We start from the raw sequence: 23,358 nt of genomic DNA on the forward strand, positions 1-23,358 counted from the left end.
CAGCGGTGGCGGCATGAGCCAGCCGTGTAAAACTCTGGCTGCAATGGACGAGGCCGCCCGCAAGGAATACTGGGCCAGCCTTGCCTTGCGGCACTGCCGTGGGCTGGGCGCGCGTTCTGCCGCACGCCTTGCACGGCACTTTGGCTCGGCCTACGCCGCCGTGCAGGCGCGCGAACTCTGGCCTGAGGCGGGCGTCAACAAGGGGCAGGCCGCCGAACTGGCTACGGGGTCGTGGCGTGTCACTGCCAGAGAAGAATGGGATCGCGCCCGCGATCTTGCCGCATCCATAGTCCTGTGGACAGACCCTGAATACCCCGTGCTGCTGCGCCCGGTTATTGACGCGCCCCTGCTGCTCTATTGCCGGGGTGATCTTTCCCTGCTGCAATCGCCGGGTTTTGCGGTGGTTGGCTCGCGTAAGGCCACCAAACATGGCAGGTCTGTGGCCGAATACATGGCGCGCTGCCTTTCGGCCTGCGGTATTGCCATTGTTTCCGGCATGGCGCTGGGCATAGACAGGGTTGCTCATGAGGCCGCGCTTGAGCGCGTTGGTCGCAGTATCGGCGTGTTGGGAACGGGCATTGATATGCTCTATCCCATTGGCAACATGACTGTTTTTGATGAAATGGAGCGCCGGGGCCTGCTGATCTCTGAATTTGCACCCGGCATGCTGCCGCATGCGGGCAATTTCCCCATCCGCAACCGCATTATTAGCGGGCTTTCGCTGGGAGTGCTGGTGGTGGAGGCCGCCCAGCGGTCGGGCAGTCTTATCACGGCGCGGCTGGCGCTGGAGCAAAACCGCGAAGTGTACGCCGTGCCGGGGCCAGCGCTGGATGCCCATTGCCTTGGCTGTCAGGATTTGGTGCGTCAGGGCGCGCATGCCGTATTCAGCGCGGAGGACGTGTTGCGCGATCTGGCGGAGCAGTTGCGGCCCTTTGGCATCAGCGAGGGCAGTGTTCCCGGTGAAGAGGAAGAACTGCTGGAGGATGTGCCTGCGCCGGAATCATCCAAGGCGGCAGGCACGCCCAGAGCGTCAGCACCCAGCGCAGCGGGCCGGGGCACCGCAGACAAGGGCGCGGCGGCTGGCAAACCCGGCAAGGCCAATGGGCAGGATGCCCCAACCGGGGAGCATGCCAGCGAAAATGCACCTATTATAGATGATGCCAGCAGCAATGCATGCAGCACAGTGCAGCCCCTCAATGAGGGCGAGCGCGCCGCTGCGGAAAACGCCGCTGCCGCTGATGGCAACGCTGGTCTGCTTGCGTATCTGCGTCAGCATGGCCCCACCCATGCCGATGTCCTGGCTGATGCCACAGGGTTGAGCGCTGCGGCAGCCAATGCCGCGCTTGTGGGGCTTGAGATGCTGGGCAAGGTGCGGCGTCTGCCCGGCGCGCGCTATGAGGTAACGGCATGAGCAGGGCGCAGGGCGGGCAAAAAGGCCCGGTCGGCGCGACCGCCAGCCAAAAGGCCGGGGGCGGTGCTGCTGCGGCCAAAACAACAGCGCGCAAAAAAACTGCGGGCAAGCAAACGCAAGGCTCGTTGACCGAGGCAGCCACGCCAAACACGCAGGAACAGGCCGCTGGCGGGCAACGCAAACCCGGCCCCGACCGGGCAAAGCTCTTTGTTGATACCTTTCTGGCCTGGATGGAAGTGCAGAAGGGCGCTTCGCCCGCCACGCTCAAAGCCTACGGCAGCGATCTTGCGCAACTCATCGAATTTTTGCGCGGGCAGGATGCTGACCTCGGAAGGCCTGAATCCGTCACCCGGCGGCACGTGCAGGCCTATCTGGCCTGGCTGTTCCGTCAGGGCGAGGCCAAAAGCTCCATGGCCAGAAAACTGGCGGCTGTGCGTTCATTCTTCCGTTTTCAACAGCGCAATGGTGTGGTAACAGAAAATGTGGCCGCACAGGTGCGCAATCCCCGGCAGGAAAAACGCCACCCCCGCGCTCTGAATGTGGACGAAACCTTTGCCTTGCTGGATGCGGAGCATGGGCAGGCCGGGACAGAGAGCGCCGAATCCGCGCGCCTGCTGTGCCGCGATCTTGCCCTGGCGGAACTTCTCTACGGTTCTGGCCTGCGCATTTCGGAGGCGCTTGGCCTCGATATTGATGATGTGCAGCTTTCATCGCGCGTGTTGCGCGTTATGGGCAAAGGCTCGCGCGAGCGGCTTGCGCCGCTTTCCGACACATCGTGCGAGAGCCTCAAGGCATGGCTTGACGAACGCCCGCTTCTGGCCCTGCCGGAAGAGCAGGCCCTGTTTGTGGGCTCGCGCGGTTCGCGCCTGAACCGCAGGGAGGCCGCGCGCATTGTGGAGCGCCTGTGCCGCCGGGCCGGGCTGGATTTTACAGTGTCGCCGCACAGCCTGCGCCATTCGTTTGCCACGCACCTGCTTTCGGCAGGGGCCGATCTGCGCAGTGTGCAGGAGCTGTTGGGGCACCGCAGATTGACCACCACCCAGCGCTACACGCAGGTAAGCCTTGAGCATTTGATGGAAGCCTACGACAAGGCCCATCCCAAGGCGACGAAAAAATAAAAAAATCACTAAGTCAAAATATTGTTTATTTTCATATAGATGTGTTTTGTGGGGTAGAGTGTTCACTAATCTGTTTCGGGTTTTTTTGTGCGAAGACCTTGGCATGGACAGGACTTTGTGCTAAAGAGAACAAAGCGGTCGTACTGAACCGCATACCCGAACAATACCGGAAGGAGAGACTGTCATGTCCGCATTAGTTATTGGTCACATGAATCCTGATACCGACAGCATCATTTCTGCCATTGCCGCCGCCGACCTGTACAGCAAGCGCGGTCTGGACGTTACCCCTGCCGCCCAGGGCGCGCCCACTCCTGAAACCGAATTCGTGCTCAAGAAGTTCGGTCTCACCGCTCCCCAGGTTGTTGCCGATGTGGCTGGCAAAAATCTGTATCTGGTGGACTATTCCGATCTGGCTCAGGCCCCCAAGGGAATGGATTCCGCCTGTGTGCTCGGTATCGCTGATCACCACAAGCTTGGTGATGTGACCACCTCCGCGCCCCTGGAAGCCTGGATCTGGCCCGTGGGCTGCACCTGCACCGTGCTGAAGAACATGTTTGACTTCTACGGCGTGGAAATTTCCAAGGGCATCGCTGGCGGCATGCTGTGCGCCATCCTCTCCGATACCGTTATCTTCAAGTCCCCCACCTGCACCCCCGCCGACAAGAAGGCCGTTGAAGAACTGGCCAAGATCGCGGGCGTGAGCGACGTGATGACTCTGGGCATGGAAATGTTCAAGGTCAAGAGCGCCGTTGAAGGCACCTCCATGAAGGACCTGGTCTTCCGTGACTACAAGGACTTCGACATGGGCGGCAAGAAAGTTGGCATCGGCCAGCTCGAAGTGGTCGACCTTTCCATTCTGGAACCCGTCAAGGCCGGCCTTCAGGCCGAAATCGCCCGCGTGAAGGGCGAAGGCCGTCACAGCGTGTTCCTGCTGCTCACCGACATCATGAAGGAAGGCTCTGAAATGCTGATCGTTTCTGACGATCCTTCCGTGGTGGAAAAAGCTTTTGGCGTGAAGGCCGAAGGCAAATCCGTGTGGCTGCCCGGCGTGATGAGCCGCAAAAAGCAGGTCGTGCCCAACTTTGAAAAGGCTTTCAAGTAAGCTTTAGCTAAGCTTGAAATGATTTTGCCCCGCCGGGGCAGGGAAGCAGGTTTTTGCGAACCGAACCCCTGCCTTGGCGGGTTTTTTTATTGCGGCAGCCTTTGGCGCTCTGAGCGGCAGGGGCTGCCTTTTGCTTTGTGGGTGGGCGGGGGGCATAATAGTCCGCACAGGGAGCGATTTGTGCCATTGCGGCTTGTGGTGATACTGCTGAACAATGCCGCACTGTTCCGTTACCCCTTGGCGGCATTTGCCATGCAGGGGCGCGCAACTTGCGGCAAAATCGGGGGGATAGCAGCTCTGTGCTGGTCTATTCGGGGCCAGTACATGTATTGCTGACACGCAACCCAGTTGGGAGCTGGACGACGCTACTTGGTGCTCGGATGCAAAAAGGCTGTCAGTTCTGTGCGAACCGACAGCCTCTGATTCTTATACTGCAGGGTTGGACGAGTGTGCGGCCTAGAGGCTGCGCTCTTCCAGACCTTCGCCGCTCTTTTGTTTGGCCTTGTCGGGCGGGGTAGTGACAGGCTGCAAGCCGGGCACCACGTCATGCACTTCCGTAGGCGGCAAGAGCGGATCGGCGGCATCGCGCTGAATGACCTTGCTGTCGCGCACGTACAGCGTGCAGGAAAGTCCAAAGCATTCATATACGGCAGCAACGGTGCCCTTGAGTTTTTCCTGATCATTGAGCGGCGGCGGAACAAGCACATAATAAATGCGGGTGCGCCCGCCCCTCTTGGGTTCTACAAAGCAGGAAACTATCCATTCATCCTGCCCGTCCCCGTTCCAGTCCGCAATGCCGACCATATTGACTTTAAGCTTCTGCGTGGCATGATTGATGCTGAAACCGTTAGGGAAACGCTGCACGCGGCTGTCGGGCAGGATGGTGGCGGAAAATGTCTCGCCAAGATACACATCGTGCGCCGTATCGTTTTGCAGCATAAATGAGGGCGAAAGGCGGGTGAAGAGTATGTCGCCGTAGTCTTTCAAGCCCTTGAACGACATGGGGGCCGTGTAGGAGCCGTCCTTGTCCAGCAGGTCTCGGGCCTGGAGTTCCTTGGGCATGTTATGCGCCATTTTCATGAATTCGTCTTTTTCCACCACAACTACAGGGCGGGTGGTACCGCAGCCGGCAAGCAGACAGCCCAGGCAAAGCAGGGCGCAGATTCGCGATAAGACCATGATATGTGTCGACTCCCCTGGCGGAGATTTGACGGCAAAAAGCCGCTTCTCCGTGAATGCAGCTTTTGTAAGCGTCTGCGCGCGGCTTGTAAAGAGCATTGCGGGCAGTATGGTACGGTATCTGCATGTTTTTATGATAATGTCATGAAAATGCTCCAACCCCACAGGACACGACATGCCCGAACCAATATATTTGCAAATGCCCGAACCCAGACTGAAAAAGCATGGCCGCATGTTTTTGCGCCTGCTGCCCCTGTGGGTGATAGGCTGTCTGGTTGCCGCCGGGTGGTGGTGGATTGAATCTGGCCGTGTAACCAGCACCTGGGCCATGCTCGACGGCATGGTGTATGCCGTTTCGTCCGAATTCCCCGCCAAGGTCGAATCCGTGGCTGTTCGAGAGGGCGACCGCGTCAAAAAAGGGCAGGTCTTGGCCCGGCTGGACGCCAGAACTTATGCTGGCCGTGTGGGCGAAGCCGGGCGCGAGGCAGCCGGTCTGCGCGCTATGGCTGGCCCGCCGAGCATTGAAGAAACCGCAGCCCGCCTCAGACAGGCGCAGGATTCGGAACAGGAGATGGTGCGCCGCATTGCACTGGCGAGGCATGATGAAGATCTCAAACAGAAGGCGCGCGAAGAACGCGTGGCAGAGCATGTGCGCGCCCAGCTTGCCCTGCGCACCCTCGATAGCCAGGGCGGTGAACACGCTGTGGGCAGAGCGCGCTACGCAGCCGCCAAACAGGTGGAAGCTCAGACCCGCCTTGCCAAGGAACGGGCCATTGTGGAATTTGAACAGGTCAGCCTTGTGCGCGCAGCTATAGATCAGGAGCTTGCCCGAGTGCGCGCGGAAGCACTGCGGTACAAACAGTTGGCCTCAAGCAACCGCTATGCGCCAAAATATGTGGCAGGGGCCTTGGGCGCTGCCATGAATGCAGTGCCGCAAAATGCTGTGGACGGCAATCTCTACGCCCCGCAAGATGGGCGCATTCTGCGCGGCATCGCCATGCCGGGGCAGTCTGTGCAGCGCGGCGAATCCGTGGTCTTGCTGTTGCCCGAGGGCAAAGAAGCGCAAAAATCCTTTTGGCTGTTGGCCTTTTTTACGCAGGATGCCGCCAATGCCCTCAAACCGGGCCAGAAGTGTTCTATCACCCTGAAAAACGATACCAAGCTTGAAGGGCGCGTCTATGACAGGCTCGACCCGCAGCCCCTGCCGCCCAATGCCCTTGCGGATAGCAAGGATGCCAGTGAAACTGCGACCCGCCCGGAAGTTTACGTGCCCGTGCGCATAACCATCAGTGATGGCGAGGGCAAGCAGTTTGAACCTGGCATGTTGGGGAAGTGCGAGGTTATGACGAGGGTTTTCTGGAATTAGGGGACGTTTGGGGGCTTGCGCGGCGGGCGGCTAACTGAAATTCCTGAAATTTTCTGCCCTGTGGGCACAGGATTCCGTCTTCTGGCGGAGTTTGGGACGCCTGTGTGGCACGCGATTTCAGCTTACCCACTGAGGTTGATTAAATTTTTTGCTCTTTGGGCACGATATTTCGCCCTCCGGCGAAATTTTGGAAGCCTGCGCGGCGCGCGGCAAGGCGGGGCCGGTTATGGGGCTTCGCCCCCTTCGCGGCCCCCCTTGCATCCCCCCCGGAGCACCCCCTTGAGGTTTTCAAATCCCCCAAAAGGGCGAGGGCAACGCGGCTATAGCTGCGGGAGCTTCCTTCCCTCGCTCCGCTCGCTCAGGTGATCTCCCTCCGCGCCGCGTTAATGCCAGAGAACGCTTCTGCTTTGAATCAAAAGCTGCTTCAGCCATGATTGAAGATTCTTCTGATGTGCTGAAAACAGCTCTCTGAATATTTCGTTCAGCCATGATCAAATGGATAAATTGAGAGTCAGAAAAATCCGCCCGCCCCTCCTATCTGTCGTTGCTATCTTCCCCCTACTTCCCGGTGTACACGGCGCCAGACGTGGGGCTTTCCTTAACCACGATTTTTGAAAGCCCCCTGATCTGGGGATCCAGCTTGCCCCAGAGCCAGATGGCGATATTTTCGCTGGTGGGATTTTCAAGCCCTTCAATATCATTCAGATACGTGTGATCCAGCTGGTCAACATACGACTTCGCAGTCGCTTTAATGTCGCCAAAATCAACAACCCAGCCATTGGTTTCAGACACTTCGCCCTGCACATAAACTTCAACAACAAAAGTATGCCCATGCAGATTGCCGCATTTGTGGCCTGCCGGTACAGCGGGCAGCCGATGCGCCGCGTCAAACGTCATAGTAACGTAAATATCCATATGTTCTCCTAAGCAATGTCGATAAACTTGTGCGTCTGGAGGCTGAGCCTCCACAGCGGGCGATCCTGGCAGATTCTGACAGCATCTTCTGTTGCCTGTGACTGACCTGCATAATCGCGCGGTTGCAGAAAAAAATGTTTGAAATCCAGTTGCTCAAAATCCTGTACGGAGATGCCCTCTTGAGGCCAGACGAGCTTTAGCTCGCTCCCGGATGTAACAACCAGTTTCGTTCCCGCCTTGGGGCTGACCGTAATCCAGTCCAGGCCTTTGGGCAGGGCGAGCGTCCCGTTGGTTTCTATTCCTGTTTCCACACCGTAGCGGCCCAACTCCTGCAACAATTCTTCCGTAAGTTGCAGGGCAGGCTCCCCACCTGTGAAGACCACGTAAGGCCGATAGCCCGGATGCGTATAGCTGGGGAAAAAAGAGCAGATCGCCTGGGCCAGCGTAGGGGCGTTTTTGAATTCTCCGCCCGATTTCTCGGCCCCGAGAAAGTCTGTATCGCAAAATGGGCATTTGGCAAATTTGCGATCTTCTTCCCGCCCTGACCAAAGGTTGCAGCCGGAAAAACGGCAGAAAACCGCGGGGCGGCCCGCGTGGAACCCTTCCCCCTGCAACGTATAAAAAATTTCCTTGACTGCAAAGCTCACTATATTTCTCCAGTTCCACCGCACAGTTGCCATGCGCTGCCTTTTACCTCACAGGCAGGCAGCCGCAATTTTTTTGCGTGAAGCGCGTATTCTTATACCCTCAGAGACATGCTGAGGCAAAATGTGTATTTTATCAAGAATATCGGTGGAGTGCTGGCAGCATCCAGGTAAAGGACTTGCAGTTTTTGAAAAGCAAGCGCCGGGATTTTTGCGCGCCCGTACTCCTGCACGGAAGCATCAAAACCCCGGCGCTAACGCATTCAGTGCGGCAAAACCGTGTTTGCGGCATTACGCCAGACATGCACGCCAATTCCCGATTGGGGGATGGAGCCAGTTATGGAGCCAGTTATGGAGTCTGATCAGTTCGCCTGTCCTTCCAGCTCTGCGAGATGATTGCGGGCAAAATCCAGGCTGGCGTCAAGCTCCAGTGCGGCGCTCAGATATTCGCGGGCCTGCCCGGCATTGCCCATGAATTTTTCGCACAGGCCGAGGTTGGCCAGATCCATTGCAGAGCCTTTGTCCACCCGCAGCACAGCCTTAAAGGCCTCAGCCGCCTTGGCATAGTCGCCAGTCTTGAAGTGGGCCACGCCAAGCAGGTTGCCGTATTCCTTCATGTCCGGGCAGAGCCTGGCTGCGGCTGCCAGCGCGGGCAGGGCCTCCTGCCAGCGGCATTCAAGGGTGTCTGTATAGCCAAGGTAAAAGGAGGCCAGAGCCTGGGAATCGGCGTCCGGTTGCAGGGGCACGGCTGCGGCAAAGGCGCTGCGGGCAGTGTTGAAGTCTTCCGCGCGCAGGGCCAGCATGCCTTCAAAAAAAGGCAGAAAATGCGCGCCGGGATAGCATGATTCCAGCACTTTCAACCCGTGCAGCACTGTCTCCGCATCGGCTTCCTCTACGAGCTTGCGGCCCACAAAGAGGCCAAGGCTCTGGTTGCGGTCGCGCTCGCGAAAATGCAGGCCCGGCACAATGCTGTAGTGGGTGGGGATGCCAAGGCGCGGATGCGTGGTTTCTACCGCGTAAAGCTCCAGCGGGGCAAGGCCGCGCAGGGCAGTGAGCAGTTCTTCGCGGATATCGGCGTTTTCCACGGTGGGCAGGCTGGCAAGGGAGACGGTTGGGCCTTCGATAAGCCAGTTGATCTGCTCAAGGGCCGTGTACTTGGAAAGGCCCGAGGCCTCGTAGCAGGCGCGGGTGCAAAAATCGCCTGCAAGCTGGGCAACTTCCGTAACCGCGCGGATGGCCGCCTTGGCAGGAGAAGCCGCAGTGCCGGCGGTATAGATGATTTCAGAACTGTCGGGAAAGGTTTTGGGATCCCAGGCCACGGCGGCAACCGTGGGCAGGGGCATGCCCTGCGAAAAATCTTTCAGCACAATGCGTATGCCCTCGCGCTCAAAGGCCGCCAGCAGTTCGGCCAGCACCGGGTCAAAGGCGCAGGATGCCGGGTCGATGGTGGGCGTGGTGGGCAGGTTGCGGTCAACCCGGCAGCACACGTGGCGCTCAATCAGTTCGCTCAGGCCTTGCAGCAGCGATTCTTCACGGCTGTTGCCAGCCGAAGTGCCGTTAAATTCGCCAAGCAGCTTGAACCAGTCCAGCGGCAGCCATACGGTTTTGCCGTCCAGCAGGCGGGTGGCGGGGTAGAACTGCCAGTGCGTGAGGTCAAGCACACGGCGGGCATCCTGCGGCGAAAGGGTGTCGTCCACCGAGCGCAGCATGGCCTCAATGGATAGCAGGTCGTTGCCAAAGCGGGCCTCGGCCTCGCTCCATGTGGCGCTGACCATGTGGGGGCGTTCTTCCCAAAAGCTGAAAAAGGCAAAACGCTCCATCAGTTCCATAAGGGCCGAAGCTTCGGCCTGTTCGGCGGAGGAGCCTTTGCCCATCTGTTTGCGGGTGGGCATGATGCGCCGGGCATCGGCCCCGCACACGCTCAGGAACACGGGTATGCCAAGCCTGCCTACGTCCACGCGGCGCGTTTTTGACAAAATGTCGAGGCGGGAGGAATCCAGCCGCTCGCGAACGCGGGCAATGGTCTGCGCGGGGCTCATGGTTTTGTCCAGATCGCGCGTGTAGCCCTTGGGGCAGGGGGTCAGAGTTATAATGGGCAACTGCTCGTTCATGGCCGCTCCAGAATCAGAATGCTGTACAGACGGCGCTGTTCTTCGCCGTTTTCATCGTGGGATTTAACGCCGATGCGGCCTTCGGTTATCTTGAAGGTCTTGGCCGCGATTTTGCCAAAATGGGGTTTGGCGCGGGCTACATCAGTGCAGAAAAATGCCTTGCCGCCGGGCGCGAGGTGGCGATCCACAAACTTGACCAGCGGCCTGTGCAGGTCGTCCAGATAGAGAATTTCCGAGGCGGCGATAATGTCAAAACCGCTGGCAAAGCGCGGGTCGCGCCCCGGCGCGGTCACGTCCACATGGGTGACTTCAATCTGGTCGCCCAGGCCGTTGCGCAACACGTTGGCCCTGGCAAAGCGCAGGGCCTGCTCCACCACATCGCTCAGCACCACGCGCGCAAAGCCGTAGCGGGCTGCCACAAGGCTCAGCGCGCCGCAGCCTGCGCCAAGCTCCAGCAGGCTTTTGCCCTGCGGTTCGTACTTGCGCAGCAGGCGGCCCAGCACAAAAGAACCGGGCCAAAGCTTTGCCCACAGGGGCAGATCCTTGAGCGGATCATGGATGGCCTTGCGTTGCAGCAGTTTGTCCAGATGGGCGCTCATGTTCTGTATGGAGAGCACCTGAAGGGGATTTTCGTCCACATGCAGCGGCTCGAATTCCACATCAAAATCGGTGCGGATGCGTTCCAGCAGGGTCTCAAGTTCGGTGGCATGGGCTGGGGAAAGACTGGTAGATGTTTCCTCGGGTGACAGAGGCGTGCACTGGGGGTCAGACATGGATGTTCCTTGCAAAGGGGAATACAAAGGCTTCGATAAGTTAGTTACTATACCCGCATTTGAGGTGCATGGCAATCCTTATTGATTAAGTAGGTATTGCGGAGGGCCAGCGCCCCGCAAAAGAGGTTCAGCCCGCCAGAGGGACTCGACCCGGCAGGGGAAGTCTGGCATTGTTGTCTGGTCGGCTGGTGTGCCAGTGGCCCCGCCGCAAACACTGAGCGAGAGGATTATGAAGCAGATTTTTCGTTTGGAAATGGTTGTGGCCGAAGAAGATGCAGACCGCGCCACCGGCTTGCTGACCTTGGGTGTGCCCTTTGGCTGGGAAGAAGAAACCCTGCCCACTGGTGAAACCCGCTTTCGCGTGCATTGCGAAAACCCCGAATTCATCAACAACCTGCAAAGCGACCTTCAGGCCCGCATTCCCGCTGCGGAATACACCCTGACCACGCTTGAGGATCAGGACTGGCTGGCAGCATGGCGGCAGTTTTTTACGCCTGTGCCCTGCGGCAACCGTTTTGTGGTGCTGCCCCCCTGGCTTGCCGACAGCAATGATTTTCCTGGCCGGGAAAAGATTGTTATCGAGCCCAAGAGCGCGTTTGGTACGGGCCATCATGCCACCACGGCCCTGTGCCTCACCGTGCTGAGCGAGCTTGTGGAAGCCGGGCGCGTCAAGCCGGGCCAGCATTTTCTGGACCTCGGCACTGGCTCGGGCGTGCTTGGCATTGCCTGCTGCAAGAGCGGCCTGACCGGTGAAGGTTACGACATCGACATGCTCGCCGTGGAAAATGCCATTGAAAACAGGCAGATCAACGGAATCGAGGGCTTTGAAGTGGGCCTTGGCAGCATAGACGCGCTCGAAGGCCGTACCTATGATCTGGTGCTGGCAAATATTCTGGCCCGCCCGCTGATTGATCTTGCCCAGCGCATTGTGTGGGCCTGCAAGCCCGGCGCATGCCTGGTGCTCTCCGGCCTGCTTGAAATTCAGGCCGACAGCGTGGAAGAAGCCTACATGGCCCAATGCCTGCCCAAGCCCCGCCGCGTTATTGACGGCGAGTGGTGCGCGCTGGTCTGGGATTAGCATTGACGGTATTTGCTCTGGCAACTGCGGCGGCGCAGGCGGATATTTCGTCTGCGTTGCCCGGTTTGCCCATTGTTCTTGCGCCGGAAACCGCCCCGGCAATGCTCTTTGCCATATTGGTCGGGCTTGGTGTGGTCTTGCAGTTTGCGGGCAGGTTTTACGCTAGCCGTGGCGCAGCCCTGCTTGGAGCGGGCCTTGTGCTCGGCGCGGGCCTGTTTGACCGCGACCCGGTGCTGGTGGTTGGGCAGCTTGTGCTTGTGGCGGCCCTGTGGCCCAAGGCGCGCAAGAAGTCCCGCACGGCGGCAGATCGGCGAACCCGTAATTAGGCCTGGAATCAGGGCATTGCTCAGGTCATTGATCTGGCCGTTGCTTTGCGCGGCGTTCCACCCTGATCGGGGGCGGGAATCTGCCCGGAACTCAACGCGAGATGCAGGCTGTTCTTGCTATCGGCGCTGATCCCAGGTGGGGATGGGCGGCGGAGTGTAGTTGTCGAGCTCTTTCAGCGTAGTGCCCATGCGCGTATTGCCCATGCGCGTATTGCCCATGCGGGTAGGGCGTCCGTTGGGGCCGCGCATCACAGGCCCGCAAGACTGCGCTTCAATGACAGGCGGTATGTCCGCCGGGTCGGGGCGCAGCACTTCATCAGCAGAATGCAGATAGGGCAGAGGATCAACGGCTTTGCCGGAGGCGTCCAGCAGGCCAAAGTGCAGGTGGGCCCCGGTGGTTCTGCCGGTGCACCCCACAAGCCCCACGGGTTCGCCTGCGGTAACGCGCTGCCCGGTTTTTACCAGAGTTTTTGACATGTGCCCGTAGCGCGCCGTCATGCCGTCTTCCTGTCGGATGTCAACGGAGATGCCCAGTGGGCCGTTTTCTCCAGCGCGGATGACTGTGCCGGGCTTGAAGGCCGTGACAGGCCAGCCCATGTGCGCGCGGATGTCTACACCCCCATGATCGCGCATGACCACGCCGCGCCTGCTGAGCCAGCCGGGCATGCGGCGGTTGCCAAAGGGGGATGTAATCAGCTCTCGCAGGGGCGGCAAGGAACGGCAAACCTCGGCATTGGCGGCTGATCCGGGATGGGCTGATTCCGGTATTGCTGGGGAAGATTCAGGCGCTGCATGCTGGCTGCTGGCAGATGTTTTTTGCGCGTCTGTTTGTCCGGCCTTGGATTCTGGGCTGTCTGGCTGGCCCGCGCTGGGTTCCGCAGCAAGTTCCGTGGCAGGTTTTGCGCTGTCGGCAGCGGGCGCGACCGATGCGCCCTCGGCAACAAGTTCCGTGGGAGGGCAGCCAAGGGCTATGCAGAGGGCACCAAGCGCGAGTCTGCTCAGAAATTTCGACACGTATTCTCCCCGTCTGTGGCTGCGTTTTGAGCGCGAACAGGTCGGCAGCATACGGTGCACTGTAAAAAATGCAAGCCAGGCTTACTGCACATACGGCGAAAAGCCCGGCACAAGGAGGCAGCACATGCAGTTACGATCCATCACCGGAGACGTCACGGGGCGTCCCACTATTGATGGCGCAGGTGTGCGCCTTGTGCGCGTGCTTGGTTCGCCCACAGTCAAAACATTTGATCCCTTTCTTATGCTTGATGCCTTTGATTCCGTAAATCCGGAGGATTACGTAAAGGGTTTTCCCATGCATCCTCACCGGGGCATTGAAACCTTCACCTATCTTGTGAATGGCGTCATTGAACACAAGGACAGCCTGGGCAATGCTGGCGTTATCCGCGATGGCGGCTGCCAGTGGATGACCGCCGGGAGCGGTATTCTGCATCAGGAGATGCCCCTTGCCTCGCCGCGCATGCTCGGTCTGCAACTCTGGATCAATCTGCCAGCCACGCACAAGATGACCGATCCCAAGTACCGCGACATCACCATTGACATGGTGCCGCGTGTTGAGGAAGAGGCCGCTTCCGTGGCCGTGGTCGCGGGTGAATACAAGGGCGTTGAAGGCGCTGCCAGGGGCGACTATGTGGACGTGCGTTTTCTTGACGTGCGGCTCAAACCCGGGGCGCGCTGGCAGGTGGAGACCAACCCCGCCCACACTGTTTTTGCCTATCTGTATGCTGGCGACTGCTTCTTGATGGAGGGCAGGGAGCCGATGCTGGCCCGGCACGCCTACCTGCTGGGCGATGGGGACACCGTGGCCTTTGAAGGCGGCGAAGAGGAATGCCGCTTTGTGCTGGTTTCCGGCGCACCCTTGCGGGAACCGGTTGCCTGGGGCGGCCCCATTGTCATGAATACGGATGAGGAGCTGATGCAGGCGTATTTTGAAATTGAAGAAGGCAGATTCATCAAACACTGGCTTCCGTCCGCTCAGGATTAACCGCTGTCGGGTTGAAAATACCCGGCTTGACACGGCTGCTGCGGGGTCTTATCTGACCATTTTGCTTTGCAAACAGGAGCAAGTACCATGAGCAATTGTATTTCTGTCTTGTTTCGCAAGGGCAAACATCACGGCCTGGCACTTTTATGCACGCTGCTCGTAACCGCTTTTGCGGTTACTGGCGCGTTTGCCGCTGAGCCCAAGGTGCGCGTTCTTGCCACCACCTATCCCGTATATCTGTTGACCCGCGCTGTTGCCCAGACAAGCCCGGATGTGCAGGTTGATCTGCTCATTCCCCCCCAGACCGGCTGCCCGCACGACTACGCGCTGACCCCCAAGGACATGCAAAAACTCTCCAAGGCCAATGTTGTGATCATCAACGGCCTGGGCATGGAGTCCTTTCTGGAAAAACCCCTTGCCGCCGCAGGCAAGAAGATCGCCGTCATCGACAGCAGCAAGGGCATAAACGCCATTGTTGAAGAACATGACGAAGATCACGATGCCGACCACGGCAAGGCGGACGCAGCCCATAAGGATGACCACAACCCTGCGGCAGCGGCAAAAGGGCATGATCATGCTCACGAACACGGCCATGACCATGGGCACGACCACGGCGGCCTGAATCCGCATGCTTTTTCCAGCCCGCTGCAAGCTGCGGTGATGGCGCGCAATATTGGCCGTGGCCTTGCTGCTGCTGCGCCGGTTGCCTCAAAAAACTGCCCGCAGGTTGCGGATGCCTATGCCGCAAGGCTTGAGGCTCTGGGCCAGCGCCTTGCCGCCGTAGGGGCCAATGCCGCCAACAAGAATGTGGTGGCCCTGCACGATGGCATGGCCTACCTTGTGCGCGATGCCGGGCTGAACCTTGTGGATGTGATTCAGGAAGATGAAGAGGCTCAACCCTCTGCGGCGCGTCTGCTTGATCTCGTAAAAAAGATAAAAGAATTCAAGCCGGTTGTGCTTATTGGCGAGCCCCAGTATTCGGACAAGCCCGTGCTCGCCCTTGCGGCGGAAACGGGTGTTCCGGCAGTGCAGCTTGACCCTCTGGCCTCGGGGCCGTCTGGCGCGCCCCTTGATTATTACGAAACCGTTATGTCAAAAAATATTGCCACGTTAGAGAAGTACTTTGGCAAATAACAGCTTGCTTGCCCCCTCGGTCTGCTTTGAGAATGTATGCCTCAGCCGGGGGGGCAATCTTATTCTGAACAATATCTGCGCCACCGCGCCCGCTGGCGGCAGCACGGTTCTTGTGGGCCCCAACGGGGCGGGCAAGACCACGCTGCTGCTCTGCCTTATTGGCGAAATGGCCTATACAGGGCGTATCCAGTTCGCTGGGTTAGAGCATCAGCCCCGCATGGCCTATGTGCCGCAGCATTTGATTATGGATCGCAGCCTGCCCTTGCGCGTATGCGAATTTCTGGCCCTGAGCCGCCAGCGCCAGCCCTTGTGGCTGGGCCTGCGCCCTTGGGCGCGCAGCGAGGGGCGGCAGCTTTTGCAGATGGTCAAGGCCGAGCATCTGGAGCAGAGCCGCATGGGTGACCTTTCTGGCGGCGAACTGCGCCGTGTGCTGCTGGCTGCGGCTCTTGGTCGCAATCCGGAACTGCTGGTGCTGGACGAGCCTGCGGCAGGCGTAGACGTGCGCGGCGAGAGGCTCTTTTGGGAATTGCTGGATGCCGCCCGGCACGAGCGCGGCTTTACGCAGATCATGGTCAGCCACAATCTGCCTCTGGTGGCGCACTACGCAACCCACGTGATCTGCCTCAACAAGACAGTATGCGCCACAGGCGCGCCGCGCGCCACGCTGACATCTTCCACCCTTATGGAACTTTTTGGCGTGCCTATCCACCTGTACCCGGACCAGTGCGACCCTGAAGACCCCGGCTGCCCGCAGTGCGGCGTGGTGAGCGAAGCCGAGGGCCTGCTGCCCAACTATGCGTCCATAGAGCGGCGGGAGGCCGCCCGCCTGAATGCGCGCCTGAATTCCCGTCTGTCTGCCCGCATGAGCGCCTCACAAAGTGAACCCTGCGGCGAAAAATCGTCGGATCAGGGAGGTTCCCGTGCCTGATCTCAGCCCAATATATGCGCTTATTTCCATGATTCCGCTCGATTGCCTGCAAATGCGTTTCATGCAGCAGGCCTTGCTCGGAGTGCTGCTGCTGGCCCCTATGGCCTCTGTACTCGGGGTGGAAGTTATCAATTTTCGCATGGCCTTTTTTTCAGACGCCATCGGGCACTCGGCCTTTGCCGGGGTTGCGCTGGGGTTGATACTGGCTGTGCCGCCGCGTCTTGCCATGCCCCTGTTTGGCATACTGGTGGGGCTTGGCATCATGGCTGTGCGGCGCAAGAGCGACCTTTCGTCCGACACAGTCATCGGCATTGTTTTTTCTGCCGTGGTGGCCTTTGGCCTTGCCGTGGTGAGCCGTGCCGAGGGCGTAGGTAGGGACATGCAGCGCTTTTTGTACGGCGATATCCTTACCATCACCGATGGTGAAATTGGCTTTCTGGCCCTGCTCTTTATTGCCCTGCTTCTGTTTCAGACCGTGGGCTACAACAGGCTGATGTATATTGCCCTGAATCCGGTTATGGCGCGGGTTCACGGTGTACGCGTGGCAATGTGGCAGTATGCTTTTGCCGGGCTGCTGGCACTGGTGGTGATGTTTTCTGTATGGGCGGTGGGCGTGCTGCTGGTGACGGCCATGCTCATTGTGCCCGCCGCCACGGCCCGCAATTTTGCCCGTTCTGCCGGGGGCATGTTCTGGTGGGCGCTTTTGGTGGGCACATCATCCGCCTTCGCAGGGCTGACCCTTTCCGCTCAGGAATGGCTGGCTACGGCCAGCGGGGCCACCATTATTCTTGTGGCCTGCTGCTGGTTTGCGGTGAGCCTCTTTGCCGCTCAGGCCACGGGCCGCAGACGCTCCTGACGGCAGTGCCGCAGCGCATCTTTGCGCCTGCTCTGGCCCGCTCTGGCCGATACCACAAAAAAAACGCCTTCCCCTTTCAGTTGGGGAAGGCGTTTTGGCTTTTGGGGTAGCTGTTCGAGCTAGGCCAGCTTTTTGACCGCTTCCAGAGCGGCGGCGTAGTCAGGCTCGTGGGTAACTTCGCCCACAAGCTGGCTGTAAGCCAGGGTGCCGTCGGGGGCGACCACAAAGACCGTGCGGGCCAGCAGATCCAGCTCCTTGATCAGGATGCCATAGGCCTTGCCAAAGGCGCCAGCGCGGTAGTCGGAGAGGGCTTCAACAGCGGTTACGCCAGCAGCTCCGCACCAACGGGCCTGCGCAAAGGGCAGATCTCGGCTCACGGCCACAATACGCACCTTGTCGGACAGGGCGGCGGCTTCGGTATTGAAGCGGCGAACTTCCATATCGCATACGGGAGTATCCAGCGAGGGAACGCATACAAGCACAAGCACCTTGCCAGCGTAGTCTTTCAGGCTGCGGGGGCTCATATCGTTGGCGGTCAGCGTGAAGTCGGGAGCCTTGCCGCCAACGGCGGGCTGGGTGCCTTCAAGATGCATGGCATTGCCTTTGAACGTAACTGTATCCATAGGAAACTCCTTATTGTTTCAGGGTTCTTGGATTCTGTGCTATCAAGGCTTTATTGTCAATGATTATTATTAGCGAGGTAGGATTTCCAGATTTCTCGCTCTCACCTTTTCAGTGTATCGTTGCAGGAAAGTGTTCGCAAGGGCAGTGCGCGGCGGTACGCTGCGGCGGTGGAGAAAACCTTTTGCTTCTCCATTGCCATGCGCGCGGCAATGCCTATATTTACATAAGAATGTGCCTACAGCAGGAGAATTTGATGAGTACTTTGACACCTCGCGGCATTGTTGCCGAGCTTGATAAATTTGTGGTGGGACAGGAACAGGCCAAGCGCATGGTTGCCGTGGCGGTGCGCAACCGCTGGCGGAGGCAGCATCTTTCGGCGGAGTTGCGCGATGAAGTTTCGCCCAAGAATATCATCATGATGGGCCCCACGGGCGTGGGCAAAACGGAAATTGCCCGGCGGCTGGCCAAGCTCTCAGGCGCGCCCTTTGTAAAGGTTGAAGCCACCAAGTTTACCGAAGTGGGCTATGTGGGGCGAGATGTGGAATCCATGGTGCGCGACCTCATGGAAATCGGCATAAACCTTGTGCGCGATGAGGAAAATGCCCGTGTGCGCAAGGCTGCCGAGGCAGCTGCGGAATCGCGCCTTATGGATTTGCTGTTGCCCAGCTCCTTTGGGTCGGAAGAGCGCGCCTCCACGCGCGAAAAGCTCTTGCAGCAGTTCCGCCTTGGCTTTCTGGACGACCGTGAAGTGGAAGTGGATGTGACCGAGCAGGGAGGCGGCAGCGTTGACCTGTTTGCCATCCCCGGCATGGAGCAGATGGGCGGGCAGGTTAAGGACATGTTCAGCAAGGCCTTTCCGCCCAAGCACAGCCGCCGCAAAATGAAGGTGCGCAACGCTTTTTCCGTGCTGGTGCAGGAAGAATCAGGCAGGCTTGTGGATCAGGAGGCTCTGGTGGACAAGGCCCGCGAAAGGGTAGAGCAGACGGGCATCATCTTTATTGACGAAATCGACAAGATCGCCAGTTCCTCGCAAAACCGCACGTCAGACATTTCGCGCGAGGGCGTGCAGCGCGACCTGCTGCCCATTGTGGAAGGCAGCTCGGTCAACACCAAGTATGGCATGATCCGCACGGATCATATCCTGTTTATCGCGGCGGGGGCTTTCCATTTCAGCAAGCCATCGGACATGATCCCCGAATTGCAGGGGCGTTTTCCCTTGCGGGTTGAATTGCAGCCTCTTGGCAAGGAAGAGTTTTTGCGCATCCTCAAGGAGCCGGACAACGCCCTGACCAAGCAGTATGAAGCATTGCTGGGCACGGAGCAGATTCGCCTGAGCTTTACGGATGACGGGCTGGAAGAAATCGCGGCCTTTGCGGAAGACACCAATTCCCGCACGGAAAATATCGGCGCGAGGCGGCTCTATACCATCATGGAAAAGATCCTGGCTGACATATCCTTTGACGCGCCTGAAATGCCCGGCGCGCAGGTGGTGGTCAACAAGGCCTATGTGGAAGAGCACTTGCAGGATGTGCGCGACGATCAGGATTTGAGCCAGTATATTCTGTAGGCTCTGGGTCTGTGCGCGGCTTCGGCAACGTGACAGCGGAAGCAGAGCACAAGGAATTGAAGTACCAAAGATCAATAAAACCGGCCACTGGCCGGTTTTATTGTAACTACATGGAGAACAAAAGAAAAAAGGTTCGCGGTATAACCGCGAACCTGGATTTTCTGGTGGGCCATCAGGGACTCGAACCCCGAACCAACTGATTAAGAGTCAGCTGCTCTACCAATTGAGCTAATGACCCGCATTGCGTGAAGAGGTGTTTACGCAAATGGGGGGGAAGTGTCAAGCGGATACGATTTTTTTTGTAAAATTATTTTGCGCGTCAGGCCATTACCTGCAAATATCGACGCGGCAGAACCGTTAAATTTCCGCTCTGGACGGGGAGATTTTCAAGTTGTGAAGGCAAAAAAGCTTTTTGCCGGTGAGGCATGGCAATCCAGCCGCGGCTGACTCCCTCGTGAATCCACTTAGTAAAATTACACAGCCTGATTGGTGTGCCTGACAGGAGCGGGCATTAAAAGACCGTGATTTTGATTCAGCGAAGCGCAGTCTGTTAAAATGGCTCTACACCAAAACCGGGGCAAGCCGGATACCAGCGCAGGCTTTTTTCTCTATGGGGTCACGCAGCAAACAAAAAAAAGGACCTGCATTTTTGCAAGCCCTTATTTTTTGCTGGTACCGGGAGCGAGACTTGAACTCGCAAGAGGTTGCCCTCGGCGGATTTTGAGTCCGCTGCGTCTACCAATTCCACCATCCCGGCAGACTGACCAAGACACATGGGCAATGCCGCATATGCATGACGTGAGTGGCTTTGTAGCCCAAGGAGCGCCGATTCGTCAAGCCCTCAGCGCGGTTGGCTCTCTGATTGGGCCAAAAGCAGCCCGGCGCCGCAGTACAGCATTGGCTGGCTGAGAGTTCGAGAATGATCACCAACATTGTATTGGAAAGAGACGGATTTTTATTACGGTCTGCCAGTCTTGAAGATTCAGAACCTTACTATGGACAGATTTACAATCCATTGGACAGAGAACTTGTGAAAATGACAGGGTGCAAAGCTAGCTTTACAAGAGAAGAAGTCACTTCTTTTTTTAGTAAATCTATTGCTGCTGCCGACAGATATCTATTTTTACTCATGGCACCGGACAAAAATATTATTGGTGAATGCGTGGTGAGTGAAATTGATCCTGTTCTTCGCAGTGCTCATTTTCGCATTGCTATCCTTCAAAATGCATATAGAGAAGAGGACTTGAAACATGGGCAGTTCAGTCCGTTTGCAGCTTTGTTTTTGATGAATTAAAGATGCATCGTCTTGAGCTGAATGCGTTTTCATACAACACCCAAGCGCAACGCGTGTATGAAAATCAGGGCTCAGGGTAGAAGGCATCCGGCGCGATTCTATTATGTATAATGGCAGGTATGAGGATGATATTCTGATGTCGATGTTGCAAGACGAATGGCATTTAATGTACTAACATATAAAGATAATATCGCAGATGACCCGTCTGCTGCTTATGTAGGGGCCAGCTGCTGTACTTACGTCTCGTGATTGCTCTTAATATCTTGATTGCCAGCGCCATAGAACAGGTTGTGGCACTATTACTCAATGGCGTGTGTATCCCTATCGACAAGCTGATGTCCTTACGCTAACTTGTTACACAGTTTTAGGCCGAATCATGTCGGCGGCATCTGCAACAGCGAGGTATCCTGTGTTTTCTTATAGGGATTGTCGTGTCTTGCCTGCCTTTAAGGGCGGCGGGTCATGACAGCATCAGCGCCTTCAGGTTGGAGGCCCTCATTCGAGGCGGCGTGTCAGCGCCCGCCTGTTTCCCCTTCCCATAGCCTAGGCAGGAAGCGGGGGCTTTTTTATTGCCTGCCGTACCCCTGCTCTTGTTCCATATCTCCCCACGTTTCCCCATGTAGCAGTTTAGTTGCCGAGGCTTTCCATTGTATTGACCGCCTTGCAGCACTGCGCTGCTGGCGCTTTTGTCATATTGCCCGCTCCACAGCCTTGCGCTGTGCGGCGGGTTTTGTTTTGCGTTTTTGTACCGCAGCAATGGGTACGATCAGGAGTATGCGCTATGTATGTAGCTGGAATTGATGTGGGTTCTGTGGCTGCAAAGGCCGTTGTGCTTGAGCTGCTGCCCAACGGCGGCTCGCAGATTGCCGGGCGGGCAGTGCTGCCCACAGGCTGGAATACCGCCGAGGCGGGCGAATTTGCGCTCAACAATGCCTGCGAGGCTGCCGCAATGGCGCGCAACGATCTGAGGCATGTCACTGCCACGGGCTACGGGCGCATTGCCCTGCCTTTTGCCGACAAAACGGTTACGGAGATCAGTTGTCATGCGCGGGGCGCTGCACATCTTTTCCCCCGCGCCGGGCTTGTGCTCGATATCGGCGGGCAGGACAGCAAGGTAATAAGCCTGGATATCCCGCGTGAATCGGAAGCGGCCAATCTGGATGCGGGCAGTCTGGATGCAGCTGGCGGCGCGGCCAGTTTGGGCGCGCTCAAATCCGCGGGCAAACCGGGCGCAGTGCGCGATTTTTTGATGAACGACAAGTGCGCGGCAGGCACCGGACGTTTTTTGCAGGTGCTCTCGGGTATTTTGAACATGCCGTTGGACGAACTGGGCAAGGCAGCCGCTACTGGCAAGCCTGTGGCCATCTCAAGCATGTGCGCCGTGTTTGCAGAAACGGAAATTGTGGGCCTGCTGGCCCGCAGTACGCCGCCGCAAGATATAGCAGCAGGGGTGTTCCGCGCCATTGCCCGCAGAATGTGCGCCCTTGCCCGGCGCATCCCCATGCAGGGGGAATGCGTATTTACCGGCGGTCTGGCAACCAGCCCCGCCTTTGCCGCCATACTTTCAGACGAACTCGGCCTGCCCGTTCAGGTGCCGCACGACCCGCAGACTGTGGGTGCGCTCGGGGCGGCCCTGATTGCCGCAGATTTGTGCGCGAAAAAAGACCGCGCTCTCAATACACAGCAATAACCTCAATAACCTCGCAAGGAAGGAAAGCATCATGAAGTGTGCCAGCTTTGACCGCATTATTACCGCTTTTGAAAAAAACGCTCTGGCAGTGCAGGAGGCCAAGAGGGAAGGTAAAAAAGTTGTGGGCCAGTACTGCCTGTACAGCCCTTCTGAAATAGCGGTGGCCGCAGGGGCCATTCCGGTTTCCTTGTGCGGCACCCGCAACGATTCCATCCCCGCGGCAGAAGAAATGCTGCCCCGCGCCCTTTGTCCGCTCATCAAGAGCAGCTTCGGCTTTGCGCTTAAAGACAGTTGCCCCTACCTGAGCGCGGCAGATGTGGTTGTGGCCGACACCACCTGTGACGGCAAAAAGAAAATGTACGAGCTGCTTGCAGCCTACAAACCCGTTTTTCTGCTGCAACTGCCCCAGGTGCAGAATGATGACGCCCTTGCATACTGGCGGCATCAGTTTGAGCTGCTCATCGCCTATCTGGAAAAAGAATTTGGCGTATCCATCACAGAGCAGAAACTGCGCGACGCCATCAAGCTCATGAACCGTGAGCGCATGGCCCTCAAGGCCGTTATGGATCTGGCAAAGCGCAAACCCTCGCCCATCACGGGCATGGAGCTGCTGGAAATCGGGTTCAAAACGTCCTTCTTCCCTGATAAGGAAAAAGGCATCTCCATGATGCTGGAGCTTGCGGACGAACTTGGCAAAATGGCCGATGCGGGGCAGACAGGCGTTGCCGCAAGCGCGCCGCGCATACTGCTGACGGGCGTTCCTGTGGGCATGGGGTCGCACAAGGTTGTGCGCCTGATTGAAGAATGCGGCGGCAGCGTGGTCTGCCTTGATAACTGCTCCGGCTACAAGAAAACCCGCGTGATGATGGACGAGCAGGGCGACCCGCTGACCGAGATGGCCCGCCGTTATCTGGATGTGCCCTGTGCCGTCATGTCGCCCAATCCGCGCCGCTACGAGGCCATCAAGGAACTGGCGGCAGATTTCGCGGTGGATGCTGTGGTTGACCAGACCTGGCAGGGCTGCCAGACCTATGCGGTGGAATCGTCCTCTCTCAAGAAATTTGTTCAGGATTCCTTGCAGTTGCCCTTCCTGCAAATCGAAACAGACTACTCTGAAACGGATACGGAGCAGCTCAAGGTTCGCGTAGAGGCGTTTATCGAAATGCTGTAAAAGCTGCGGTTACTCCCGCCAGCGTCAGGCGGCCCGCGCTGCTCCCGAATGTAATTACGGGGCAGGGCAGGC

General features: G+C 58.2%; 21 protein-coding genes and 2 tRNA genes. 14 read left to right on the forward strand and 9 right to left on the reverse strand.

Annotation, left to right across the window (positions count from 1 at the left end; genetic code table 11):
- Window positions 1-13: 13 nt before the first annotated feature.
- The 3 genes from dprA to G449_RS0106950 all read left to right on the forward strand — a co-directional run bounded on the left by dprA (window position 14) and on the right by G449_RS0106950 (window position 3,631).
- Window positions 14-1,411: a DNA-processing protein DprA gene (gene dprA, locus G449_RS0106940; RefSeq protein ID WP_027180779.1), complete on the forward strand. Its 1,398-nt coding sequence runs from the start codon at window positions 14-16 to the stop codon at window positions 1,409-1,411.
- Window positions 1,408-2,529 (forward strand): tyrosine recombinase XerC, encoded by a 1,122-nt coding sequence (locus G449_RS0106945; protein ID WP_281166537.1) that lies wholly within the window; start codon window positions 1,408-1,410, stop codon window positions 2,527-2,529. Before dprA ends, G449_RS0106945 begins: the two co-directional genes overlap by 4 nt.
- A gap of 184 nt (window positions 2,530-2,713) precedes the next feature.
- A complete protein-coding gene (locus G449_RS0106950; RefSeq protein ID WP_022658589.1) occupies window positions 2,714-3,631 on the forward strand; it encodes a manganese-dependent inorganic pyrophosphatase in 918 nt (305 codons plus the stop codon).
- Window positions 3,632-4,087: 456 nt separating this feature from the next.
- Here G449_RS0106950 and G449_RS0106960 read toward each other — a convergent pair whose 3' ends face one another.
- The gene (locus tag G449_RS0106960) at window positions 4,088-4,810 is read right to left on the reverse strand and encodes a hypothetical protein (RefSeq protein WP_027180780.1); all 723 of its coding nucleotides are present in this window, start codon (window positions 4,808-4,810) and stop codon (window positions 4,088-4,090) included.
- Window positions 4,811-4,985: 175 nt separating this feature from the next.
- Between G449_RS0106960 and G449_RS16345 the strand changes: the two genes are divergently transcribed.
- A complete protein-coding gene (locus tag G449_RS16345; protein WP_022658591.1) occupies window positions 4,986-6,176 on the forward strand; it encodes an HlyD family secretion protein in 1,191 nt (396 codons plus the stop codon).
- 558 nt (window positions 6,177-6,734) lie between these two features.
- Here G449_RS16345 and queD read toward each other — a convergent pair.
- The 4 genes from queD to G449_RS0106985 all read right to left on the reverse strand — a co-directional run bounded on the left by queD (window position 6,735) and on the right by G449_RS0106985 (window position 10,619).
- Window positions 6,735-7,091 carry a 6-carboxytetrahydropterin synthase QueD gene (gene queD / locus G449_RS0106970; protein ID WP_022658592.1) on the reverse strand — a complete coding sequence of 119 codons (357 nt, stop codon included), beginning with the start codon at window positions 7,089-7,091 and terminating at the stop codon, window positions 6,735-6,737.
- Between the two features lie 8 nt (window positions 7,092-7,099).
- A complete protein-coding gene (gene queE, locus G449_RS0106975; protein ID WP_022658593.1) occupies window positions 7,100-7,738 on the reverse strand; it encodes a 7-carboxy-7-deazaguanine synthase in 639 nt (212 codons plus the stop codon).
- A gap of 359 nt (window positions 7,739-8,097) precedes the next feature.
- Window positions 8,098-9,846, reverse strand: a complete 1,749-nt coding sequence (locus G449_RS0106980; RefSeq protein WP_022658594.1) for a YcaO-like family protein — start codon at window positions 9,844-9,846, stop codon at window positions 8,098-8,100.
- A complete protein-coding gene (locus G449_RS0106985; protein WP_022658595.1) occupies window positions 9,843-10,619 on the reverse strand; it encodes a class I SAM-dependent methyltransferase in 777 nt (258 codons plus the stop codon). The genes G449_RS0106980 and G449_RS0106985 overlap by 4 nt, the downstream gene beginning before the upstream one ends.
- Window positions 10,620-10,848: 229 nt before the next feature.
- On the opposite strand from G449_RS0106985, the gene G449_RS0106990 reads away from it, so the two are divergent.
- Both G449_RS0106990 and G449_RS0106995 read left to right on the forward strand, forming a co-directional pair.
- Window positions 10,849-11,697: a 50S ribosomal protein L11 methyltransferase gene (locus G449_RS0106990; protein ID WP_022658596.1), complete on the forward strand. Its 849-nt coding sequence runs from the start codon at window positions 10,849-10,851 to the stop codon at window positions 11,695-11,697.
- Between the two features lie 2 nt (window positions 11,698-11,699).
- The gene (locus tag G449_RS0106995; RefSeq protein WP_022658597.1) at window positions 11,700-12,023 is read left to right on the forward strand and encodes a hypothetical protein; all 324 of its coding nucleotides are present in this window, start codon (window positions 11,700-11,702) and stop codon (window positions 12,021-12,023) included.
- A gap of 117 nt (window positions 12,024-12,140) precedes the next feature.
- On the opposite strand, the gene G449_RS17765 is transcribed toward G449_RS0106995, so the two are convergent.
- Window positions 12,141-13,037 carry a M23 family metallopeptidase gene (locus tag G449_RS17765; protein ID WP_022658598.1) on the reverse strand — a complete coding sequence of 299 codons (897 nt, stop codon included), beginning with the start codon at window positions 13,035-13,037 and terminating at the stop codon, window positions 12,141-12,143.
- Window positions 13,038-13,161: 124 nt separating this feature from the next.
- On the opposite strand from G449_RS17765, the gene G449_RS0107005 reads away from it, so the two are divergent.
- From G449_RS0107005 to G449_RS0107020, 4 genes are all read left to right on the forward strand, one after another.
- Window positions 13,162-14,022, forward strand: coding sequence for a pirin family protein (locus G449_RS0107005; protein ID WP_022658599.1), 861 nt, complete (start codon window positions 13,162-13,164; stop codon window positions 14,020-14,022).
- Window positions 14,023-14,109: 87 nt separating this feature from the next.
- Window positions 14,110-15,156 carry a metal ABC transporter substrate-binding protein gene (locus G449_RS0107010; RefSeq protein WP_022658600.1) on the forward strand — a complete coding sequence of 349 codons (1,047 nt, stop codon included), beginning with the start codon at window positions 14,110-14,112 and terminating at the stop codon, window positions 15,154-15,156.
- On the forward strand, window positions 15,146-16,084 hold the full coding sequence (locus tag G449_RS16355) for a metal ABC transporter ATP-binding protein (RefSeq protein ID WP_022658601.1): 939 nt from the start codon (window positions 15,146-15,148) through the stop codon (window positions 16,082-16,084). Before G449_RS0107010 ends, G449_RS16355 begins: the two co-directional genes overlap by 11 nt.
- Window positions 16,077-16,940, forward strand: a complete 864-nt coding sequence (locus tag G449_RS0107020; RefSeq protein ID WP_022658602.1) for a metal ABC transporter permease — start codon at window positions 16,077-16,079, stop codon at window positions 16,938-16,940. Before G449_RS16355 ends, G449_RS0107020 begins: the two co-directional genes overlap by 8 nt.
- A 119-nt stretch (window positions 16,941-17,059) precedes the next feature.
- Here the strand turns inward: G449_RS0107020 and tpx are convergent, their stop codons facing one another.
- Window positions 17,060-17,563 (reverse strand): thiol peroxidase, encoded by a 504-nt coding sequence (tpx, locus tag G449_RS0107025; RefSeq protein WP_022658603.1) that lies wholly within the window; start codon window positions 17,561-17,563, stop codon window positions 17,060-17,062.
- Between the two features lie 254 nt (window positions 17,564-17,817).
- Between tpx and hslU the strand changes: the two genes are divergently transcribed.
- Complete coding sequence (hslU, locus tag G449_RS0107030) at window positions 17,818-19,131, forward strand: ATP-dependent protease ATPase subunit HslU (protein WP_022658604.1); 1,314 nt, start codon at window positions 17,818-17,820, stop codon at window positions 19,129-19,131.
- Between the two features lie 162 nt (window positions 19,132-19,293).
- On the opposite strand, the gene G449_RS0107035 is transcribed toward hslU, so the two are convergent.
- Both G449_RS0107035 and G449_RS0107040 read right to left on the reverse strand, forming a co-directional pair.
- Window positions 19,294-19,369: transfer RNA gene (locus G449_RS0107035), tRNA-Lys, on the reverse strand.
- 432 nt (window positions 19,370-19,801) lie between these two features.
- Window positions 19,802-19,888, reverse strand: a tRNA-Leu gene (locus G449_RS0107040).
- Between the two features lie 162 nt (window positions 19,889-20,050).
- Between G449_RS0107040 and G449_RS16360 the strand changes: the two genes are divergently transcribed.
- The 3 genes from G449_RS16360 to G449_RS0107060 all read left to right on the forward strand — a co-directional run bounded on the left by G449_RS16360 (window position 20,051) and on the right by G449_RS0107060 (window position 23,286).
- Window positions 20,051-20,425, forward strand: a complete 375-nt coding sequence (locus tag G449_RS16360) for a hypothetical protein (RefSeq protein WP_022658605.1) — start codon at window positions 20,051-20,053, stop codon at window positions 20,423-20,425.
- A 781-nt stretch (window positions 20,426-21,206) separates the two neighbouring features.
- Window positions 21,207-22,115: an acyl-CoA dehydratase activase gene (locus tag G449_RS0107055; protein ID WP_022658607.1), complete on the forward strand. Its 909-nt coding sequence runs from the start codon at window positions 21,207-21,209 to the stop codon at window positions 22,113-22,115.
- Window positions 22,116-22,146: 31 nt separating this feature from the next.
- On the forward strand, window positions 22,147-23,286 hold the full coding sequence (locus G449_RS0107060; protein ID WP_022658608.1) for a double-cubane-cluster-containing anaerobic reductase: 1,140 nt from the start codon (window positions 22,147-22,149) through the stop codon (window positions 23,284-23,286).
- Window positions 23,287-23,358 lie beyond the last annotated feature (72 nt).

Origin of the sequence: Desulfovibrio desulfuricans DSM 642 (assembly GCF_000420465.1) — a bacterium.
Classification (GTDB): domain Bacteria; phylum Desulfobacterota; class Desulfovibrionia; order Desulfovibrionales; family Desulfovibrionaceae; genus Desulfovibrio; species Desulfovibrio desulfuricans.

Bases quoted from the DNA above. Each gene is read 5' to 3' on its own strand.
- dprA (WP_027180779.1), top strand. From the start codon at position 14: ATGAGCCAGCCGTGTAAAACTCTGGCTGCAATGGACGAGGCCGCCCGC.
- hslU (WP_022658604.1), top strand. From the start codon at position 17,818: ATGAGTACTTTGACACCTCGCGGCATTGTTGCCGAGCTTGATAAATTT.
- G449_RS16345 (WP_022658591.1), top strand. From the start codon at position 4,986: ATGCCCGAACCAATATATTTGCAAATGCCCGAACCCAGACTGAAAAAG.
- G449_RS0107010 (WP_022658600.1), top strand. From the start codon at position 14,110: ATGAGCAATTGTATTTCTGTCTTGTTTCGCAAGGGCAAACATCACGGC.
- G449_RS0106990 (WP_022658596.1), top strand. From the start codon at position 10,849: ATGAAGCAGATTTTTCGTTTGGAAATGGTTGTGGCCGAAGAAGATGCA.
- G449_RS0107060 (WP_022658608.1), top strand. From the start codon at position 22,147: ATGAAGTGTGCCAGCTTTGACCGCATTATTACCGCTTTTGAAAAAAAC.
- tpx (WP_022658603.1), bottom strand. From the start codon at position 17,563: ATGGATACAGTTACGTTCAAAGGCAATGCCATGCATCTTGAAGGCACC.
- G449_RS0106980 (WP_022658594.1), bottom strand. From the start codon at position 9,846: ATGAACGAGCAGTTGCCCATTATAACTCTGACCCCCTGCCCCAAGGGC.
- G449_RS0106950 (WP_022658589.1), top strand. From the start codon at position 2,714: ATGTCCGCATTAGTTATTGGTCACATGAATCCTGATACCGACAGCATC.
- G449_RS16360 (WP_022658605.1), top strand. From the start codon at position 20,051: ATGATCACCAACATTGTATTGGAAAGAGACGGATTTTTATTACGGTCT.
- G449_RS0107005 (WP_022658599.1), top strand. From the start codon at position 13,162: ATGCAGTTACGATCCATCACCGGAGACGTCACGGGGCGTCCCACTATT.
- queD (WP_022658592.1), bottom strand. From the start codon at position 7,091: ATGGATATTTACGTTACTATGACGTTTGACGCGGCGCATCGGCTGCCC.
- G449_RS0106960 (WP_027180780.1), bottom strand. From the start codon at position 4,810: ATGGTCTTATCGCGAATCTGCGCCCTGCTTTGCCTGGGCTGTCTGCTT.
- G449_RS0106985 (WP_022658595.1), bottom strand. From the start codon at position 10,619: ATGTCTGACCCCCAGTGCACGCCTCTGTCACCCGAGGAAACATCTACC.
- G449_RS0107055 (WP_022658607.1), top strand. From the start codon at position 21,207: ATGTATGTAGCTGGAATTGATGTGGGTTCTGTGGCTGCAAAGGCCGTT.
- G449_RS0106945 (WP_281166537.1), top strand. From the start codon at position 1,408: ATGAGCAGGGCGCAGGGCGGGCAAAAAGGCCCGGTCGGCGCGACCGCC.